General features: G+C 36.5%; 16 protein-coding genes. 8 read left to right on the top strand and 8 right to left on the bottom strand.

Features of this window, described 5'->3' with window-relative positions; genetic code table 11:
• Nucleotides 1-20: 20 nt before the first annotated feature.
• Entirely contained in the window at nt 21-425 is a 405-nt protein-coding gene (locus ACE3RB_RS08030; protein ID WP_374463755.1) for a hypothetical protein, read from the bottom strand.
• Between the two features lie 224 nt (nt 426-649).
• Here ACE3RB_RS08030 and ACE3RB_RS08025 point away from each other — a divergent pair, with 224 nt between their 5' ends.
• The gene (locus ACE3RB_RS08025; protein WP_374463754.1) at nt 650-3,184 is read left to right on the top strand and encodes a phosphoenolpyruvate carboxylase; all 2,535 of its coding nucleotides are present in this window, start codon (nt 650-652) and stop codon (nt 3,182-3,184) included.
• A 177-nt stretch (nt 3,185-3,361) separates the two neighbouring features.
• Here ACE3RB_RS08025 and ACE3RB_RS08020 read toward each other — a convergent pair whose 3' ends face one another.
• Nucleotides 3,362-4,963, bottom strand: a complete 1,602-nt coding sequence (locus tag ACE3RB_RS08020; protein WP_374463753.1) for a S8/S53 family peptidase — start codon at nt 4,961-4,963, stop codon at nt 3,362-3,364.
• 88 nt (nt 4,964-5,051) lie between these two features.
• On the opposite strand from ACE3RB_RS08020, the gene ACE3RB_RS08015 reads away from it, so the two are divergent.
• The 4 genes from ACE3RB_RS08015 to ACE3RB_RS08000 all read left to right on the top strand — a co-directional run bounded on the left by ACE3RB_RS08015 (nt 5,052) and on the right by ACE3RB_RS08000 (nt 8,261).
• On the top strand, nt 5,052-6,176 hold the full coding sequence (locus ACE3RB_RS08015; RefSeq protein ID WP_374463752.1) for a DegT/DnrJ/EryC1/StrS family aminotransferase: 1,125 nt from the start codon (nt 5,052-5,054) through the stop codon (nt 6,174-6,176).
• Between the two features lie 3 nt (nt 6,177-6,179).
• On the top strand, nt 6,180-6,632 hold the full coding sequence (locus tag ACE3RB_RS08010) for a hypothetical protein (protein WP_374463751.1): 453 nt from the start codon (nt 6,180-6,182) through the stop codon (nt 6,630-6,632).
• Between the two features lie 23 nt (nt 6,633-6,655).
• A complete protein-coding gene (gene galE / locus ACE3RB_RS08005) occupies nt 6,656-7,678 on the top strand; it encodes a UDP-glucose 4-epimerase GalE (protein ID WP_374463750.1) in 1,023 nt (340 codons plus the stop codon).
• 130 nt (nt 7,679-7,808) lie between these two features.
• Entirely contained in the window at nt 7,809-8,261 is a 453-nt protein-coding gene (locus ACE3RB_RS08000; protein ID WP_374463749.1) for an adenylyltransferase/cytidyltransferase family protein, read from the top strand.
• A 45-nt stretch (nt 8,262-8,306) separates the two neighbouring features.
• Here ACE3RB_RS08000 and ACE3RB_RS07995 read toward each other — a convergent pair whose 3' ends face one another.
• The 5 genes from ACE3RB_RS07995 to pnuC all read right to left on the bottom strand — a co-directional run bounded on the left by ACE3RB_RS07995 (nt 8,307) and on the right by pnuC (nt 14,292).
• Nucleotides 8,307-10,886: a TonB-dependent receptor domain-containing protein gene (locus tag ACE3RB_RS07995; RefSeq protein WP_374463748.1), complete on the bottom strand. Its 2,580-nt coding sequence runs from the start codon at nt 10,884-10,886 to the stop codon at nt 8,307-8,309.
• Nucleotides 10,887-11,019: 133 nt separating this feature from the next.
• Nucleotides 11,020-12,045 carry an endolytic transglycosylase MltG gene (mltG, locus tag ACE3RB_RS07990; protein ID WP_374463747.1) on the bottom strand — a complete coding sequence of 342 codons (1,026 nt, stop codon included), beginning with the start codon at nt 12,043-12,045 and terminating at the stop codon, nt 11,020-11,022.
• A gap of 32 nt (nt 12,046-12,077) precedes the next feature.
• The gene (gene dapF, locus ACE3RB_RS07985; protein WP_374463746.1) at nt 12,078-12,845 is read right to left on the bottom strand and encodes a diaminopimelate epimerase; all 768 of its coding nucleotides are present in this window, start codon (nt 12,843-12,845) and stop codon (nt 12,078-12,080) included.
• 89 nt (nt 12,846-12,934) lie between these two features.
• Nucleotides 12,935-13,618: a hypothetical protein gene (locus ACE3RB_RS07980; protein ID WP_374463745.1), complete on the bottom strand. Its 684-nt coding sequence runs from the start codon at nt 13,616-13,618 to the stop codon at nt 12,935-12,937.
• Nucleotides 13,615-14,292: a nicotinamide riboside transporter PnuC gene (gene pnuC, locus ACE3RB_RS07975; protein WP_374463744.1), complete on the bottom strand. Its 678-nt coding sequence runs from the start codon at nt 14,290-14,292 to the stop codon at nt 13,615-13,617. Before pnuC ends, ACE3RB_RS07980 begins: the two co-directional genes overlap by 4 nt.
• 167 nt (nt 14,293-14,459) lie before the next feature.
• Between pnuC and ACE3RB_RS07970 the strand changes: the two genes are divergently transcribed.
• The 3 genes from ACE3RB_RS07970 to hemN all read left to right on the top strand — a co-directional run bounded on the left by ACE3RB_RS07970 (nt 14,460) and on the right by hemN (nt 18,578).
• The gene (locus ACE3RB_RS07970; RefSeq protein WP_002980357.1) at nt 14,460-15,977 is read left to right on the top strand and encodes an amino acid permease; all 1,518 of its coding nucleotides are present in this window, start codon (nt 14,460-14,462) and stop codon (nt 15,975-15,977) included.
• A 51-nt stretch (nt 15,978-16,028) separates the two neighbouring features.
• Nucleotides 16,029-17,042 (top strand): WD40/YVTN/BNR-like repeat-containing protein, encoded by a 1,014-nt coding sequence (locus ACE3RB_RS07965; RefSeq protein WP_374463743.1) that lies wholly within the window; start codon nt 16,029-16,031, stop codon nt 17,040-17,042.
• A gap of 177 nt (nt 17,043-17,219) precedes the next feature.
• The gene (gene hemN / locus ACE3RB_RS07960; protein ID WP_374463742.1) at nt 17,220-18,578 is read left to right on the top strand and encodes an oxygen-independent coproporphyrinogen III oxidase; all 1,359 of its coding nucleotides are present in this window, start codon (nt 17,220-17,222) and stop codon (nt 18,576-18,578) included.
• Between the two features lie 400 nt (nt 18,579-18,978).
• Here hemN and ACE3RB_RS07955 read toward each other — a convergent pair whose 3' ends face one another.
• On the bottom strand, nt 18,979-20,349 hold the full coding sequence (locus ACE3RB_RS07955) for a PQQ-dependent sugar dehydrogenase (protein ID WP_374463741.1): 1,371 nt from the start codon (nt 20,347-20,349) through the stop codon (nt 18,979-18,981).
• Between the last annotated feature and the right edge of the window lie 245 nt (nt 20,350-20,594).

Here is a 20,594-nt window from a genome sequence, read left to right as displayed (position 1 = left end):
GCGCAAATTTAGAAAGAGAATTATTCCAATACAATTTTATAATATCCTTTTTCGTCAGTTACATCAAAATTTATTCCTGTAAAAGTCAGCTTATTGATTTGATAGCCATCACAGCCTCCTTTAAATTCAGATGACTGGATTGAAAAATCAAGGTTTTTGATATTAGAATAAAATTTATAATTTTTTGTTCCGTTATAAGCTCCTACATTTTCCAGAATAACCTTATTGTCCGATGTTTTGCTTAGCTGTACATTCATATTATTTTCATCCTGAACCGAATAGGTGGTCAATGTCCCATTGGCAATGAGGTTTTCATTGTCAGAATTCACGAATTCAAAAATGATGGGTAATGGCGCATTGTAACAATCCTTTTCACAGGATATCAACAGAAGCGTTATCAATAAGAAAATAAAAGTTTTTTTCATAGAGTATGGATGGTCTTGAAAGTAAAATTAATCAAAATTATATTAAACCTGAGTTTTTAAAAAGGATCTCTGTATTTTCAAAAGCTGTACAAAATATTTCATGGTTAAATCATGCTTTTGCCCTGAAAAAGTATTTGTAAAATTTAAATGATTTTTTGATTTTCACCCTTAATTTTTGTCATTTGTCAATCCAACTAATTTGAAAATCGCTTACATTTGTTACTATGATACACGACCAACGCGCAGAAAAATTCAGGCAGATTGTGGAAAATAAGTTCCAGATCTATAATTCATTATTTATGAGCCTGCCTTATGATAAAATGACGAATATCGGAATGCTGCTTCCGTTTCTTTATGAGGAAAGCAGAACCGGCTATGAAGCAGGAAAAACACCTGAAAATATCGTCGAAGAATTTTTTAAGAATCATACCGATCTTCAGACTGAAGAGCAAAAACTGGAACTGCTTTTCAAGATCATTCAGTATATAGAAAGACAGGTGGTTTTGTTCGACAGTATTGAAGACGCAGCATTTCCAAACCTTCATTCTGAAAGCGACAATGGTACGGTGACTAATCTTTTTGAACGCTCTTTACAGGATCATAAGATTGAAAAAGTAAGAGAGAAATTAAAAGATTTCAGTGTAAAAGTTGTATTTACAGCGCACCCCACCCAGTTTTATCCAAGCTCAGTACAAAGGATTATTCAGGATCTGAGAGGAGCTATTACCAGTGATTCCGTTACTCAGATTGATATGCTTTTACAACAACTCGGAAAAACTCCTTTTGTTAACAAGGAAAAACCGACTCCGATAGATGAAGCGCTGAGTATTATTTCTTACCTGAGATATGTATATTATGATACCATTGGGGAACTGTTTACCAAAATCAAAAAGACTTTCGGAAACGGACATTTCCATCTTCATGAAGATATTATCCAGCTTGGTTTCTGGCCTGGCGGAGACAGAGACGGGAATCCTTTTGTAACGGCAGATGTGACAAAAAGAGTAGCAGAAGAACTTCGTTCAGCCATTCTGAAATCTTATTACAGCCATTTGAAATTTATCAGAAGAAGATTAAGTTTCAGAGGAGTTTCTGAAGTTCTGACCCAATTAAGTGAGGAGCTTTATGCTGCTATTTTTGATGGAAAAGACATTAAGGCAGAAGATATTTTAAAGAGAGCCGCAGAATCGGAAAAAATACTGATCAATGAGCATAATTCTTTGTTTTTAGATCTTTTGGTGAATTTCAGGGACCGGGTGATGATTTTCGGAACCCACTTTGCAACATTGGATATCCGCCAGGACAGCAGGATTCATCAGAAAGTTATCGATGAGGTTTATGCAAAAGTATACGGGAATGAAGCGGCCGGTTACGAACAAAAGTTCAATAAGCTTATTCAGATTTCTGAAAAGATAAATCCTGAAGATTTTGAAGACATTGTGAAAGATACTTTATTAACCGTTTCACAGGCTACAGATATTCAGCATCTGAATGGGCTGAGAGGAATGAACCGTTATATTATTTCCAATTCTGATGCAGTAAAAGACGTAATGAATGTCTATGCGTTCTTCAAAGTATGCGGGTATAAAGATGAAGAGATCAATATGGATATCGTTCCGCTTTTCGAAACAATGGAAGGGCTTGCCAATGCTGAACATGTGATGAATGAGCTGTATCAGAATCCTGTCTATAAAAAGCATCTGGAAAAAAGAGGAAACCAGCAGACGATTATGCTGGGATTCTCGGATGGAACCAAAGATGGTGGTTACTTAAAAGCTAACTGGGAAATTTATAAAGCCAAAGAAATACTGACAAAACTTTCGGAACAGAATAATATCAAAGTGGTCTTTTTTGATGGCAGAGGAGGGCCGCCGGCAAGAGGAGGAGGGAAGACCCATGATTTCTACGCTTCCCAGGGAAAAACTATTGCAAATAACAAAATTGAACTGACTATCCAGGGACAAACCATAACGAGTATTTTTGGAAATAAGGAGCAGGCAAAATACAACTTTAAACAGCTTCTGACCGCCGGAGTTGAAAATGATGTATTTAAAAATGCAAAAAAAGAACTCACGGAAAAGGAAAGGGCTTTAATCATCGAATTGGCGGATATCAGCTATAAAAAATATTCAGACCTGAAAGCGCATCCAATGTTTGTTCCTTATCTACAGGAAATGAGTACGCTTGAATATTATGGAAAAACGAATATCGGAAGCCGTCCTTCAAAAAGAGGAAATGGCAGCGAGCTGAAATTCGAGGATCTGAGAGCTATCCCGTTTGTAGGCTCCTGGTCACAGCTGAAGCAGAATGTACCTGGTTTCTTCGGCTTTGGATATGCCATGCAGAAAATGAAAGAAGAGGGAAGGTTTGAAGAAGTAAGGGAACTGTACAAAGGTTCGGATTTCTTTAAAACTTTAGTATTGAACTCAATGATGAGTATGAACAAGTCCTATTTTCCTTTGACGTACTACATTAAAAATAATCCTAAATTTGGTGCATTCTGGAATATTCTTTTCGATGAATATGAGCTTTCAAGGGATATTATGCTGGAATTGACAGGATTCAAAATGCTTCAGGAAGAAGACCCGCTCTCAAGAAAATCTGTGAAGATCCGTGAAAAGATTGTACTTCCGTTGTTAAGCATTCAGCAATATGCTTTAATGAAGATTCAGAAAGGAGAAGGTAACAAAGAAGCTTATGAGAAGCTGGTAACACGTTCACTGTTCGGAAATATTAATGCCAGTAGAAACTCTGCATAAATGATTACGAAGTTTTTGCACAATTCATACAATATGATATCAATAGGAATGGACTTCAGTCCATTCTTTTTTTATCGGCCAATCCTTCGGCTTCAGCCAAAACGTAGGATATGCATTTTGAGAATAATATCTTCCGCACATTAACAAACCCTGTTGAATGGGTGGAAGACAAAATAATTATTCCTTCAAGAATTTTTCATAGAAGATCTTATCCTTCATCTGAATCTTCAGATAATACGTTCCTTTTGCAAAATCCTCAACTTTTATAGATTTCTGATGGTTGTTTTTTCTGATCAGTCTTCCCAGGTTATCATAAATTTCTAAAGAAAGAATTTCCTGTTCTGAAGCAATATTCAGGATGCTTTTTGCCGGATTCGGGAATATGGAAAATTTTTCCTTTTTTACGATTTCAGAAGTGTTCAGTACGAGATTGTATAAGCTTCCGAAATTAAGGATGCCATATCCGATCTGATCTGAGTGAGCGGGATACAGGGAAGCGGTCTGTCTCAATTTTGTTCTCATCTGTTCCCGGTTCATCGTTGGAAATGCCTGGATAAGACATGCCACACCTCCTGCTGCAATAGGAGTGGCAATGGAGGTTCCGTTCACCACTAATGTAGCATTATCATAAACCGTTGTTGTGCCGGTTCCCTGAGTACTTCCATCCGGTTTTACCATGCCGAGAGCGTTTGGCCCGAAAGAAGAAAATCCGGACGCATTTCCGGCAGAATCCACAGAACCGATAGAGAAGACTTTAGCATTATCAGATGGCGTCAGAAGATAATGCCATGGCTGCTGTCCCGAATTACCGGCAGCGGCAAGAACAAAAATCCCTTTTTCTGCAGCAATACCCGCTCCACGTGCAATGAAAGAGGTGTTTCCGTCCATATTTGCGTAAGAATAATTGTAACGGCTGTCATCGAAAATATTATACCCCAGTGATGAAGTAATAATGTCCACACCTTTTCTGTCAGCTTCCTCAGCCGCTTCAATCCAATATAGCTCTTCTTCAGGAATTTCTACTGCTGCATTTTCACTGCGGTAAAGGTAAAAATCCGCATCAGGAGCTGCCCCTACGAAAGTGTTTTGAAGATATCCGCCGATAGTTCCTAAAACAACAGAACCATGAGTACTGAGAGCAGTATTATAGATATCTGCGGTTTTGGTAACAAAATCATAAGAAGCTTTGATGTGGTTGTTGGTCCATAACCTTGAGAATGCTGCGCCTGTATTCACTGTAGGAAATCCGGCATCAATGACAGCTATAGAAATTCCTGTTCCGGTAAAGCCGGCCAGATGAAGAGGGCGTATATTGACCTGGTCAATCTGTGCGGCGCCTGAACCGTAATTAAAGTTGGTCAGTGTTTTATTGATGCTTGCATCGTCTTTCCATTTTGAAGGTGCTGTTTTCAATGTACCGGAATTATTTCTGGCAAAGCTTTCAACAGAGGAAACAAAAGATTGTGCCTGTAGTAAGGTTTTTTGTGCAGGAGTGGCATTTACAGCCGCACCATTAAGCCATTTTGAATAATCAGTAACGGTAAATCCTAAATTCTGAAGATTCTGAATGTAAGATTGTTCAATAGGAGCATCCTGATCATTCAGCGGTATTCCCAGCGTGGTACGTCTGTTGAGTGATTTCTGACTGAGTTCCGAGAGTGGATTTGCATAAAATGCAGCCTTATTCGGCTTATCCGTAAAGTAAACGAAGACAAGCTCCGTTTGTGCGGAAACAGTAAGGTAACCTGTTAGGAAACAAAAGAGTAAAAGTTTTTTCATAAAATTTATTTGTATAAAGATAAAAACAAAATCAATAAAATTTTTGATCAGATATTAAAATCCTTATTTTTACAGAAATATTTATTATATGAAAAAAATTCAGATGGTTGACTTGCAAAGTCAGTATTACAAAATAAAGAATGATGTAGACAATGCAGTTTTAAATGTAATGGATTCTGCGGCATTTATCAACGGTCCTGAAGTAAAGTCTTTCCAGAATGAATTGGAGTCTTATTTAGACGTAAAACATGTGATTCCATGTGCCAATGGTACAGATGCATTACAGATTGCCCTGATGGCTTTGGATCTGAAAGAAGGAGATGAAATTATCACGGCTGATTTTACTTTTGCTGCAACGGTAGAAGTCATTCACCTGCTTAAGTTGAAATCTGTGTTGGTAGATGTAGATTATGATACATTTACAATCTCTACAGAACAGATTAAAAAAGCGATTACGCCAAGAACAAAAGCGATTATCCCGGTACATATTTTCGGACAGTGTGCCAATATGGAAGAAATTTTAAAAATTGCTGAAGAGCACAATTTATATGTTATTGAAGACAACGCTCAGGCAATTGGTTCAGAATATACATTCTCGGACGGAACGGTAAAACAGGCCGGAACTATGTCTACTGTGGGAACAACTTCTTTCTTCCCATCAAAAAACTTGGGATGCTACGGAGACGGCGGGGCTATTTTTACCAATAATGATGAACTGGCTCACCGTTTAAGAGGAATTGTTAACCACGGGATGTATGAAAGATATTACCATGATGAGGTTGGGGTAAACTCACGTCTGGATAGCATTCAGGCTGCAGTTTTAAGAAAAAAACTTCCTCACCTTGATTCTTACAACGAAGCAAGAAGAAGAGCTGCAGATTTTTATGATGAAGCATTTGCCAGTCACCCGGATATCCTGACTCCAAAAAGAGCTGAAAATTCTACCCATGTATTCCATCAGTATACTTTAAGAATCCTGAACGGAAAACGTAATGAACTCCAGAAGTTTTTGGCGGAAAAAGAAATCCCTGCAATGATTTATTATCCTGTAGCACTGAGAAAGCAAAAAGCATATTTCCAAGAAAGTAATCCTGCAGATTTTGTAAATACCGATAAGCTTTTGGATCAGGTAATTTCTTTACCAATGCATACAGAATTAGACGAAGAGCAGCTGAAGTATATTACGGATGCAGTGCTTGAGTTTATGGGATAATTTATGCTTCACGAAGAAAGAATATTAAAACATAAGTTTGCTTATTTTTTGGCAATCATTTTTGTCCTTTGCTGGATGATATTTTTTGCATACAACATGTTTAATATCTTTTTAAGAGGCTATGGATTAAAAGAAGAGTATAATGCATTTAAATTAATTATTTATGTATTATACTTTTTGATACTTCCATTATTAACTGTAACATTTATTTGTATTTTTAAAGAATCAAGAAAGATGTTTTTTTATATGAACATTTCTTTATTCCTGATGCTTATTTTTCATGCAGTAATTTTTAATGTTAAGTATCAAAAACTACCAAATTCTAATAATAAATATCTGCTGTTTTATATAGTATCGAATATACTATTTGTTATTGGTCCTGTTGTATTAATTAATAATTTTAAGCATAGTCCAACAGAAAACGAAATAGAAAATATAGGAAAACACGAAGATTAAGAAAACAAGATTAAAAAATAAAAATGGCAATACTTGTTACCGGGGGACTTGGATATATTGGTTCTCATACTGTAGTAGAACTTATCAATAACGGCTTTGAAGTGGTTATTGTTGATGATTTATCCAATACGGAGAGGTTTATTTTAAATAATATTGAGGAAATTACAGGGGTAAAGCCTGCTTTTTATCCTTTTGACCTGAGAAGAAAAGAACTGCTTACTCAGGTTTTTGATGCTCATCAGATTGACGGATGTATCAATTTTGCAGCTTCCAAAGCAGTAGGAGAGAGCCAGGTAAAACCTATAGATTATTATGAAAATAATCTGTTCTCTTTAATTAATATTCTTCAGGAATTTAAGGAAAGAAAAATCTCTAACTTTATTTTCAGTTCATCATGTACGGTATACGGACAGGCAGATGTAATGCCGATAGATGAAAACACTCCGTTAAAAACACCGGAAAGTGTATATGGGAAAACAAAACAAATGGGAGAGGAGATCCTGATTGATTTTGCAAAAGCCTATGGCAGTAAAATATCGTTATTAAGGTATTTCAATCCTATTGGCGCACACCCATCTGCCAAACTTGGCGAATTGCCGATCGGAATTCCCAATAACCTGGTACCTTACGTGATGCAGACTGCGTCAGGAATAAGAGAGAAACTGAACATCTGGGGAGATGATTATCCTACAGAAGACGGAACTCCTATCCGGGATTATATTTATGTTGTTGACCTGGCTAAAGCGCATGTTGCAGCATTGAAAAAACTGATAGAAGATTCTTCAGCAGAAACAGTGATTGACATTTATAATCTGGGAACAGGAAGAGGATCATCTGTGCTGGAAGTGGTAAAAGCATTTGAAAAAGCTAATAATGTGGAAGTGCCTTATCAGATCTGTGCCAGAAGAGAAGGAGATATCACGATTGCATATGCCAATCCTGAAAAAGCTGAAAAAGAACTCAACTGGAAATCTGAAACGTCCCTTGAGAATGCTTTAAAAACAGTATGGGAGTGGCAGAAATATCTGGACAACAGAAAAACTTAAGTATTGTTATATTTACGTTTATAAAGAATAATTAAATAATAAAACAAATTACAAAACACCTTCCCTGGATCACTTGTGTTTATCCTTAAAAGGACCACTTATTTCAGCGGAGTTTTAATTTTAAATTAATATGAAGACACAAAGAATAGGTATTACATTTTCGTCATTTGACTTATTGCATGCAGGTCACATCAAAATGCTTGAAGAAGCTAAAACCGTATGTGACTATTTAATCGTAGGACTTCAGATCGATCCATCCTACGATCGTCCGAACAAAAATAAGCCAAGCCAGACTATCGTTGAAAGGTATATCCAGCTGAAAGCAGTAAATGCTGTAGATGAGATCATTCCTTATTATACGGAAGAAGATCTGTTGGATATTTTAAAATCATTTGTGATTGATGTAAGAATCATCGGAGATGATTATATGGACAAAGACTTTACAGGTAAAAAATACTGTGAAGAAAAAGGAATTGAAATCTTTTACAACAAAAGAGACCATAGGTTTTCCACCAGTGATCTGAGAAGAAGAATCTATGAAGCTGAAAAAGAAAAATACTCGAAAGCAGAGCCTGTAAAATAACAGAAATAAAAAATCCCGAAAGTCATTTTCGGGATTTTTGTTGTATTACATAGGGCCGCTTTGTTCTTCGTTTCCTTTTGTATTAGAATTAATATCTTTTTTAATTTTAGGTTTGGTATCGACCTTTTCTCCCTGCTTGAACTTATAAGTAAAGGACAAAGCAAATTGTCTTGGCTGCCATTGCATTTCCATTTCTCGGGTAAATTGAGCATTATCAGAGAAATTTTTCATTTTTCTGGTATTAAAGATGTCTCTGATGTTAAATCCAATAATTCCATTTCCTTTCCAGATCGTCTGGCTTACTCCTAAATCTATACCATACATTGCTTTTCTGTTATTCATAGCAGTTTTCTCAGCAGCTCTGTAGAAACTTTGGACTTGAAGACTTAAGTTTTTTGTCGGCTTAAATGTATTGTTAAAACGTATTCTATATGAGAAGCCGGAACCCGAGAAATCATTCAATGTTCTTGGATTGTCAGGGAATAAGTTAAAGCTTCCTGTATTTTTATATCCGTAAAGGTCAGCAGAAAGCATTATTTTCCACCAGCTGTAAGGATCGTAAGTTCCATTCAGATCCAAACCATAATTGGTCTCCGTACCCACGTTGAAAGGCATTGTATTTACAGCTCCAGTCTCATCTACGTATTGATATCTGTTTTGTTCATCTTCAGATTTTTTAAAATATAAAGTTGGATTAAACGTGATCTTTTTGTTTGAAAGATTGTATCCGATTTCAAAAGAGTTTTCGTACGTTGGATTAAGATTTGGGTTTCCTCTGAAGTAGTTTCTGTCATCATCAAAAGACATAAAAGGAATCAGGGAGAAAGCTCTCGGACGGTTAATTCTTCTTGAATAATTTAACAAGATCTGATTGTTCTTTGCCAGGTCATAGCTCAGAAAGACGGAAGGGAAGAACTTCGTATAATTTTTATTAACTTCCGGAGTGTTTGCAGGATTTCCGTTTACATCAAAATTTTGAAAATTAACGTCAATTTTTGAAGTCTCACTTCTTAATCCTAACTGATACGCAAATTTTTCACCAATCTTACTTTTAAACTGTGCATACACTCCAAGAATATTTTCAGAATATACTGTGTTACTTGTAAAATCAAATCTTGTATATGGAGTTTGTCCATTATCACTTTGATCCACGAAATAGTTGTATGTATTTCTGTTATAATCATAACGTGCTCCGGCTTCTAATTTAGATTTTTCACCTATTGGAAGTTCATAATCTATTTTTCCAATAAAGGTATCTGTTTTAGAATCTGTGCTTACATTATTAACAACACTGGTAGGTTGTAAAATATTATTGACAAAACTTCTCTGTACAATCTGATTGGTTCCGTCCGTTTTATTAGTCTGATAACTTGCAGATGCCGATATCAATTGACCATTGTCTCCAATTTTCTGATCAAGTCCCAGATCAAACTGCGTTGCCAGGTTTTTGTTATTTCCGTAGCTGTTTCTTTCTCTTACAACATCATTTATGGTAGAGGCGTCTTTATAAACCCTTTCATTGTAAGTGTTAATTCCGGTTTGATCCGTATCAAAACTTCTTACCATTCCTGAAAAGTTGATCGATGTTTTATCACTGAAATCGTGAGTGAATCCCGCGGTAACATTGTAAGTGTCACTTTCTCTGGTGGTCTTACCATTTTGTTGGGAATACTGAGTAAAAGGGAATGCGGTTGAAGGCAGGCTACCAATATCATCTTTTCTGGTAGTCGTATTCTTCATGGTACTTTCATTCTTCTGATAACCACCGCCGCCATTTAAAAACCAGGTCCAGTTACCTTTTCTCCAGTTTAAGTTAGCATTAAGATTGGTTCTTGGAAGATAGCCTAAAGTTCCGGTTACGCTACCATTGAATCCTATTTTTTTATCCTTTTTAAGAATGATATTCAGAATACCGGCAGTTCCGCTTGCTTCGAATTTAGAAGAAGGATTGGTAATAACCTCAATTCTTTCGATTTGATCAGCAGGAATACTTTGCAGTGCATTTGCACCATCATCAATCCCAAGCAGGGCAGAAGGCTTCCCATTGATCAGAAACTTTACATTGGTGCTTCCTCTCATAGATACCGTTCCGTCTGTGTCTACGGAAACTGAAGGAACGTTGGTCAAGACATCCTGAAGATTTCCTCCTTTACTCACAATATCCTGTGAAGGGTCATATGTTTTTTTGTCAAGCTCTACTTTATAAGGTTTTGCTGCTGAAGCAGTAATAACAACGCCTTGTATTTCTTTTGTTTTGCCATCAACAGTAGAGGTAGGTTCAGCCTCAATAGACAAAGCCCCGATATTACCTGCTGCTGCAATATTTTTGCTGACTACACTTTTTTTGTAATCAATGGCTTCTACTGTAATTTCATAATCTCCGGGCACAAGCTGCAGCTGATATTGTCCTTTTTCATCAGTCAGTACAGCATCACTTAAAGTTTTGTTCGTCTTATTGCTGAAAGTTACAGAAGCGTAAGGAACCGGTTGATTTTTTTTGTTGACAATGATTCCTGAAACTCCAGCCTTCTCCTGTGCAAAAGCCAATGCTGCCGCTGAAAGTACTAATGTAAGTCCTAAAGTTTTTCTGGTGAAAATATTGACAATTTCTGTCTTATTCTTCATAGGTTATTTTTTTGTATAAGATCGTGAAAGAATAACCCTTAATATTTTGAATATCCATATCCGTCTGATCATCAAAATATTATGGTCGTTTATTGTTTTTCTAACTGTATAAGTTTCTTGGTGCCTTCTAAGCTTATTTTATATTTTTTGAGTTGAGCCAGTCCTGATAAGCCTTTGCATTTACAGCATGCTCTTCAGCACTTGCCGTAAACTTATGGTATCCGGGCCTTGAAGGATCAGCACACATAAATATATAATTGTTGTTTTCAGCATTTAAAACAGCATCTATTGAGTTTTTATCCACTACACAGATTGGCCCCGGAGGAATCCCTGCATTGGCATAGGTGTTATAAGGTGATGGTGTAGACAAATGCTTGTATAATACCCTTTTTATAGGTTCTTTAAAATTAGTCTGTTTATTGATCGCATAGATTACCGTAGGATCAGACTGAAGTTTCATTCCTTTTCTGTAACGGTTTAAATATAATCCGGCAATCGTTTTCATCTCATCTTTTTTTTCTCCCGATTCCTTATAAACAATGGAAGCCAGGGCATAAACCTGATCTCTTGTGAGACCTGACTGCTGTTCTTTATTTTTTCTTTCAGCCGTCCAGAAATCATTATACTGATCTTCGAACTTGGCAAAAAATTCTCTCGGACTTACCGTCCAGAAAAAATTATACGTATCAATGAAAAAATATTTTTTTAAATCTTCAGCATTTTTGTATCCTTTCTCCTGCGCAACAGCATCCAGATCAGTTACAAAATGTAATGAATCTATTTCTGTTTTTTTGGTAACCTTACCAATCATCTGATACATATCCCCAAAATCACCAATCCTGTAAGAATTTGCTGTCTGGTTCCCTGCTTTGATCATGTTGACAAGGTTTTTGTTTCCTGTTCCGCTTTGGATATGATAACGTCCTGCTTTGAAATTCGCTTCAAGACCTTTTTCTTTAGCCACTGCTTCAAAAGATTCCCTGTCTTTAATATAAGGAGCAATAGAGTCGAGGATCTGCTTAAAACCTGCCCTGTGAGGAATCAGTACATAACCTTCTTTTTCTACGTTATTTCCTAAATATTTATTATAAAATCTCAAACCAAAAAATCCTGCCACTACAAAAACCAGCAGAATGATAATGAGAATAGCTTTTTTCATTCGTATTAATGTTGATTAAAAGTTTTTTGTTTTTAAAGAAGATCTGTTTTACCTCTAAAAACCTGCTTTGCAGGACCTTCAAGCCAGATATTCCGGAATGAGTCACCGCTTTTTTCAGCATATACCTTAAGATTTCCGCCTAAGGTTTTAACTTTTACAGAGGTTAGATTATGTTTTTGCAGAAAAGTTAAAGCAGAAGCTGTAACTCCCGTCCCACAACTGTAAGTTTCATCCTCAACGCCTCGTTCATAGGTTCTTACAAAAATTTCATCATCTGAAATTTTTTCTACAAAGTTCACATTGATTCCTTTTTCTTTATAAGTTTCAGAATTTCTGATTCCATATCCTTCATCATACACAGGATAGTCCTTCAGATTTTCAACGTATTTTACATAATGGGGTGAACCGGTATTCAGAACGAAGTCGTTTCCGTCATGGGATACTGCGTCTACATTAATCATTTTTAATTTAATGATCCCGTTATGGATCTCAGCTTCATGTTCGCCGTCCGTCGCAATGAATTTGCATTTATCTTCAAAGATGTCCAGGAAAAAAGCAAAAGCTACCAGACATCTTCCTCCGTTCCCGCACATGGTACTTTCTCCTCCGTCAGAATTATAGTATACCATTCTGAAATCATATTGAGGATCGTTTTCCAGCAGAATAAGGCCGTCAGCACCTATTCCGAAACGTCTGTCACATAGTTTTTCAATAATACCTTTATCTTTAGTAAATTGCAGATCACGGTTGTCTACCATTACAAAATCATTCCCTGTTCCCTGATATTTATAAAATTCCATATTTTTTTGTTAAATGAAGAAGCAAAATTAACATATTTAAAATGAAAAACGAACAGTGTTAGCTGTTCGTTTTCTTATTTATAATCGTTTTATCTAAAGCCGCCTCCACCGCTTTGCTGTCTGCTGGAGCTGGTGTTTTGGCTGCCTGAGCTATTTCTGAATCCGCCACCGGAAGATTCTGACCTGCTGCTGCTTTCAGAATTTCTGAATCCGCCGCTGTTCTGGTTCCTGAATCCGCTGTTATTCTGATTGTTCTGATTACCACTGTTTTGGTTTCTGAATCCGCCATTACTGTTGGAATTTCTGAAACCGCTGTTGTTCTGGTTTCCCTGATTGTTCTGATAACCGCTGTTCTGGTTTCTGAATCCGCTGTTGCTGTTGGAGTTTCTGTTATTATTAAACCCTCCGCTGTTATTATTGTATGAACCGTTACTATTTGTTGTACGGGTATTCTGGAATCCGTTCTGAGGTCTTGAAGAAGAAGATCTTCTTTCTACGTAGACTTTTCTTCTGGAATTATTATAATTGTCATAATAATAAGGGATGCCATTATCATAGTAATAATTAACATTGTTTCTGTAATAATAGCCGTCATTGCCCCAATATCCACCGCTTCCGTAGTAACCTGCAGGAGCATAGTAATATCCGTTGTTATAATAGGGATCTCCATAATAACCTCCATTGTTGCTACCGTATCCGTCGGTATATGCTAAACAAGATGTTAAACTGGCAATAGCAAAAATACTGACTGCTATTTTAAATAAATTTTTCATGACTTTATTGTACTTTTTTCTTTAAAACTTTTTTTCCAATTGACGTATCCTGAGATCGCCATTATAGTAAATACCAAATATTGAACCGAAGTGATTCCAAGTCCCTTAAAAATCATCATAGGGATGCAAATAAGATCTCCGATAATCCAGAAAATCCAGCTCTCAATGCGCTGTTTGGCCATAAACCACATTCCTACTAAAAATATTGAAGTGGTGAAAACATCCATCCAGTTTGCCCAATCCAGATGATATAATCCGAGACTGGTCCCTTCCATCGAAAACTGATTATCAATATAAGGCTTATAATAATAAATAAGGGTAACAAGTGCCAGGCTCAGTATAAAAAGGATACTGGCATAGATCCATTCCTTTCCGGCGGCCCAGGTAACATCCACATGAATATGATCTTCGGAATTTTTAGCCCATAAAATCCATCCGTAGATACTCATGATGGTATAATAGACATTGATCAGGCAGTCTCCCAGCAAACCGAAGTTGAACAGAATATACACATAGATCAGTGTAGAAATAATACCGGTAGGGTATACCCATATATTCTTTTTAATAGAAAAATACACGCTTAAGGTTCCCAGTACAGCTCCTGAGGCTTCCAGTATAATCTGTAAGGTATCATAGCTCTCATAAGGCTTTATGAAAAGATCATATAAATTCATGTTATCAAAAATAACGAAAAATTTAACACTTAATGAAATACTATGAATAAGGTGCTGGTCAGGTTTTTAAAGTTTTTAATGTAAAATAAATGATGAAATTTTAACGATTAACGTGAGAGTTTCTAAATTTTTTATATTTTCGTAAATCCTTAAATAAATAAAAAAACATGTCGAAAATTTGGGTTAAAAAGCCACTAAGTGCCTATGAGGCAGATATGAAGAAAAGTGAGCTGAAAAAAGTCCTTGGAAAGTGGAGTTTAACAGCAATTGGAGTAGGTGCTATCATTGGTGGTGGAATCTTTGTTCTTACCGGAACAGGAGCCTATTATCATGCAGGGCCAGCACTTGCAATTTCCTTTATCATAGCAGGGATCGCCTGCGTTTTTGCTGCATTATGCTATGCAGAGTTTGCATCCATTATTCCTGTAGAGGGATCTGCTTATGCTTACGCATACGGAACCGTGGGAGAAATTTTTGCCTGGGCTATGGGGTGGTGTCTCATCCTCGAATATGCCATGGCAAGTATGGCAGTTTCCGTGAGCTGGTCCGGATATTTTAACAAATTTTTGAAAATATTTAATATTCACCTCCCTGCCTATCTGACTTCAGATCCTGCAAGTTATACCGGAGATGGATTTTCTATGAACCTGCCTGCATTTATTCTTGTTCTTTTAATTACTGCATTATTGGTAAAAGGAACTAAAGAAGCAGCGGGTGCTAATAACCTGATCGTTTTAATGAAAACTTCAGCCGTTATCTTTGTAATTATTGCCGGAGTATATATTATTTTCTCTAATACAGACCTTTATAACGCTGTAGATGGAGTTAAAAACTGGAAACCTTTTATTCCGGATCCTGTAAAAATCAAAAACTCTGAGGGGGATTTGGTCTCCGCATATGGTATTAAAGGGATTATTTCCGGAGCCGCAGCTATTTTCTTTGCCTATATTGGTTTTGATGCTGTTTCCACACAGGCGGGAGAGGCTATTAATCCTAAAAAAGATGTGCCTTTCGCCATCATTGCTTCATTATTGATCTGTACAGCTTTATATATCTGTGTATCTCTTGTGTTAACAGGGATGATGCATTATACAGACTTCAACCCTGAAGGTAAATATCCGGACGCTATTAAAGCTCCTGTTGCCTATGCTTTTGAAATTGCAGGAAAACACTGGGCAAGTAATATCGTAACCATTGCTGCTACGGTAGGATTAATTTCCGTAGTAATGGTAATGATGATGGGACAGTCCAGAATTTTTATCGGTATGGCAAAAGACGGGTTGATTCCTCAATTCTTCGGTCAGCTTCACCCGAAAACCAAAACTCCATATAAAGGAATTATCCTTTTAGGGCTTGTAGTAGCATTTATTGCTGCATTTACTCCGATTTCAACATTGGCAGATATGACAAGTTTCGGAACCCTGTTTGCTTTTACATTGGTTTGTATCGCCGTTTGGGTAATGAGAAAAAAAGAACCTAATCTGATCAGACCTTTCAAGGTTCCTGCTTATAAAATTGTAGTCGCATTGGGAGTAATTATCAATTTATATCTGATTTTTAACCTGAGTGCCCATGCATTAGAGCTTTCAGCTGTATGGCTGGTACTGGGAGGTTTGGTATATTTCCTTTATGGAAAATCACATGGTAAACTTAACAATCCTGAAAAATATCAGAACCAGGATTAATAATTATAATATAAACCGCTTCGGCGGTTTTTTTTATCCCAATACTATAATATGAAAAAGATTTTCACCATTTTATTTCTGTCCGCAGGACTTGCAGCGTTTTCCCAGCAGGTGGAAAGCCTCGAAACCATTCTTAATGATAAGATCAGTATCAGAGCCCTTGAACTATATGACAACAAAGTATGGTATAGCGGTACGGATTCCAAATTCGGGTTTGCAGATCTTAAAGATTATAAAAATCAGAAGCAGATAAAACTGTCTGAAGAAAAACTTCAGTTCAGAACACTAGGTCAGAACAAAACTTCTTTTTATGCCATCAATATTGAAAGTCCGGGAAGATTTTTTGCGATTGATAAAAAAACTCTGACCTCACAGGTTGTCTTTAAAGATACAGCAAAAACGGCTTTTTATGATGCTTTGCATTTTGTGAATGATAAACTTGCCTATACCTTCAGTGATGCAGATAAAGACCACCTGTTGAAACTGGCTGTATATAAGAATGGGAAATGGAGCATGTTTAAAAATAATGTAACATTAAATGATGGTGAAGCTGCTTTTGCCGCCAGCAATACCAATATTTCATCCTCTAAAAAATATCTTTGGATTGCAACCGGAGGAAAAGCTTCGCGAATCTTAAGAATGGATCTGAAAAATGAGAAGTTTGAAATTTTCAATACTCCGTTTGTACAGGGAGAATCTTCGCAAGGAATGTATTCTATAGATTTTTATGAAGATAAGTTTGGAATTGCTGTTGGAGGAGATTATACCAAACAGGATGCTAATATCAATAATATCGCAACCACTAACGATGGTGGTGAAACCTGGCAGATTCAGGCTTCAGGACAGAATGCAGGATATACGACTTGTGTGAAAATTAAACCTGGATCAAAAGGAAAAGAAATTATTGCAGTAGGAGATAAGCATGTCAGTTATTCTTCAGATTTTGGAAAAACATGGAAGAAAATTTCTGATGAAAAAGGATTCTTCGTCTGCCAATGGATAGATGGCAATAATGTTGTTCTTGCAGGAAATAATAAAATTGCGGTGATGAAATTAAAATTTTAAATATCAGGAATAGAATATATCACTATTAGCCAAAAGCCTGATCATACGTATTTAGACTCATTATAAAATAGAACCTAATATAATTCATAGGTTAAAATTCATAACTAATAGCTAATTTTGTAGAATGAATTTTAATTATGTTAAATTTCATGCCCTTATAAAATTTTAATTTTCAAAATGAACTCTTTAATAGATAAGTATAATATTCCCGGACCGCGTTACACTTCTTATCCTACCGTTCCTTACTGGGATGAATCAACATTTTCACCGGAAAGATGGAAGGAAACCGTAATCAGGTCTTTTGATGAAAGCAATGCAGGGGAGGGAATTTCTATTTATATCCATTTGCCTTTCTGTGAAGCATTGTGTACATTCTGTGCATGTCATAAACGCATCACCAAGCAGCACAGTGTTGAAATTCCTTATCTTGAAAGTGTTTTAAAAGAGTGGAAATTGTACCTTGATATTTTCAGTGAAAGACCAAAACTGAAAGAACTGCACCTTGGAGGAGGTACTCCCACGTTTTTCTCTCCTGAGAATTTGAGAACATTACTGGAAGGAATTTTTTCTACAGTAGATATTGCAGAGCACCCTGAATTTTCTTTTGAAGGACATCCTAACAATACAACAAAAGAACATCTTCAGACTTTATATGACCTTGGTTTCAGAAGAGTGAGTTTCGGAGTTCAGGATTATGATCCCAAAGTTCAAAAAGCGATCAACAGAATTCAGCCTTTTGAAAATGTGAAAAACGTTACAGAATGGGCGAAGGAGATCGGGTACAGAGGAATCAGTCATGATCTTGTGTTCGGATTGCCGCATCAGAACTGGGAAGCAATGGAGCATACCATCAGAAAAACAATGGAGCTGAAACCGGACAGACTTGCATTTTATTCTTACGCACATGTTCCATGGGTAAAAGGAGTGGGGCAGCGAGGTTTTGATGAAAATGACCTTCCAAGCGGTGAAGAAAAACGCCGTCTGTATGAAGACGGGAAAAAGCTTCTTCAGGATTTAGGATATATTGAGGTTGGAATGGATCACTTCTCCCTTGAGCATGATGATCTTTACCAGTCTTTAATTCATAAAAAACTTCACAGAAATTTCATGGGCTATACTTCCAGCAAAACCCAGCTGATGGTGGGACTTGGTATGTCTGCTATTTCAGATTCCTGGTATGCTTTTGCCCAGAATGTAAAAACGGTTGAGGAATATCAGAAAATGGTTGAAGAAGGTAAAATTCCTGTGGTAAAAGGACACGTTCTGAGCGATGAGGACCTTACGGTAAGAAGACACATCCTTAATCTGATGTGCCAGCTTGAGACCACTTTTGATATTAACAACTCTTTCCCTGAGCTTGAAAACGCTTTGGAAATGCTGAAAGAAATGGAAAATGACGGTTTGGTTAAAATCAACGGAACTGAAGTTAAAATTACTGAAGCCGGAAGAGCTTTCACAAGGAATGTAGCCATGGTTTTTGACCTGAGAATGATGAGAAATAAACCGGAAACGAGGATTTTCTCCATGACAATATAAAGAAAAGCGGTTCAGATCTGAACCGCTTTTTAATTGGTTTATTTAACTTGTTTAAACTTTTTGAAATATTAAGATTGTAGTAAGGTGTTTAGAGTATTAAGATGAGCTTCGCTTTAAGCTTAAAAATCAGAATGATTTATCTTAACTTAACTCTGCTTTACTGCTTAAATCCTTCTTAATGGTTTAAGAAATATTCAATATTTTTTGATAGTTTAAACAACTCCTTATTTAAAAATAATTAAACGCAAGGTTCGCAAAGATTTTATAATTTCGATTTATTTTTTTGTTCGCAAAGCCACTCTGTTTAGCAATATTTTTTGCTTAGTGAAACACCTTTGCGATCCTTTTTTCATAGAATGTAAAAACCTTAGCGTTTCGTTTGTATTTACAAAGACTATTATTATTTAATAATCAATTTCTGGCTGTAAGATTTCAGCTCTCCTGATTTCAGATTAATATAGTACACTCCGGCAGGTATCCCTGAAATATTGATCGCTTTTCCATTAGAAATTTGATCAGCTTCCAGTACTTTTCTTCCCTCCGCACTGATAATTTCCAATGTTGTCTTTTGATCTTTAATTCCATCAATAAAAATTTCTTTTGAAGCCGGATTAGGATAAACTTTTATATTTCCAAAAGCATTATTTTCCTGGGTTCCCAAAGTACCTGTGGTTATTTTAAAAATCTTTCCATTGTTCACAGCTGCTACATACAACCCTTTCTGATAATCTTCCCCAAAAGTAGAGAAGTTATTCCCGGAATAAGGTGTCGTCCAGGTGATGGCATTATTGCTATCCATAATCCCGATCTGGGTAGAGCAGTAGTCTGCAAAGAAATATTTTCCCTGTAATGAAGGATACTGGGTTCCTCTGTAGACATATCCGCCGGTGATAGAACATTTTCCTCCGGAATGATCATAGACGGCAACAGGAAAGGTCATGGTAGACTGTGCAGCACATCCTGTTGTATTATAGGCATTATTTCCTTCGTAACATCGCCAGCCGTAGTTTAAGCCACCTTGGGTAATGGGCATTTTGTTAATTTCCTCTATCGCTCCCTGACCAACATCTGCAATCATGGCATTACCTGTTGTAAGATCAAAAGAAAATTTCCACGCATTTCTAAGTCCGTAAGCCCATATCTCGTCTGCACCATCCACTCCAGCTCCTGCAAAAGGGTTGTCAGGCGGAATATTGTATGGGCCGGTAGCATCTACATCTATTCTCAGCATTTTTCCGAGCAGTGAATTTTTGTTTTGAGCATTATTATTCGGGTCACCGCCGCTTCCTCCGTCTCCGGTAATGATCCACAGTTTTCCGTCAGGAGCGAAATGAATACTTCCTCCATTATGATTGTCGAAAGGTTTCGGAATACTCAGAAGGATTTTTTCAGAAGCGGGATCAGCTACATTAGGATCTGTGGAACTTACGCTGTATCTTGCGACAGTGACATTTCCGGCTGTATTGTTATAATACACAAAAAAATACCCGTTGGCAGAGTATTGTGGATGAAATGCAAGACCAAGAAGACCTCTTTCGCCGCCAAAAATAATTTTTGAACTTATATCCAGGAAATTAGTGGAGTTAATTGTCCCGTTGGGTTGAATAATTTTAATGATCCCGTTTTGCTGTACAACAAAAAGACGGCTGTCATTGGCATTCGTAATCTCTACAGGACTGGTAAGCCCCGTGGCAAATTCTTCCAAATTAATGCTTTGAGAATTAACAATTAAGGAAGAAAAAATACTGATGCAAAAAAGTAATTTTTTCATAATATTTTGATAGTTAGTGTGTTGAAAAATAGAATGAAAATTTTATACCAATATATTTTGAAGACTTCGTTATGATAGCACGAAAAAATTGTTAAATCTTAAATAGAAATCACAATACCAATATATCTGGAAATAAACCATTTCTGTTGTTAAAAATTCATAAAATACAAGAAAATCATTATATTTGCCAACTTAATTTAACGTAGTTATAACAAAATGCAAGGAAAAGGACTTATTACAATTGT

The organism is Chryseobacterium sp., from assembly GCF_041914225.1.
Lineage (GTDB): Bacteria > Bacteroidota > Bacteroidia > Flavobacteriales > Weeksellaceae > Chryseobacterium.
This window is presented reverse-complemented; position numbering and strand designations above follow the sequence as displayed.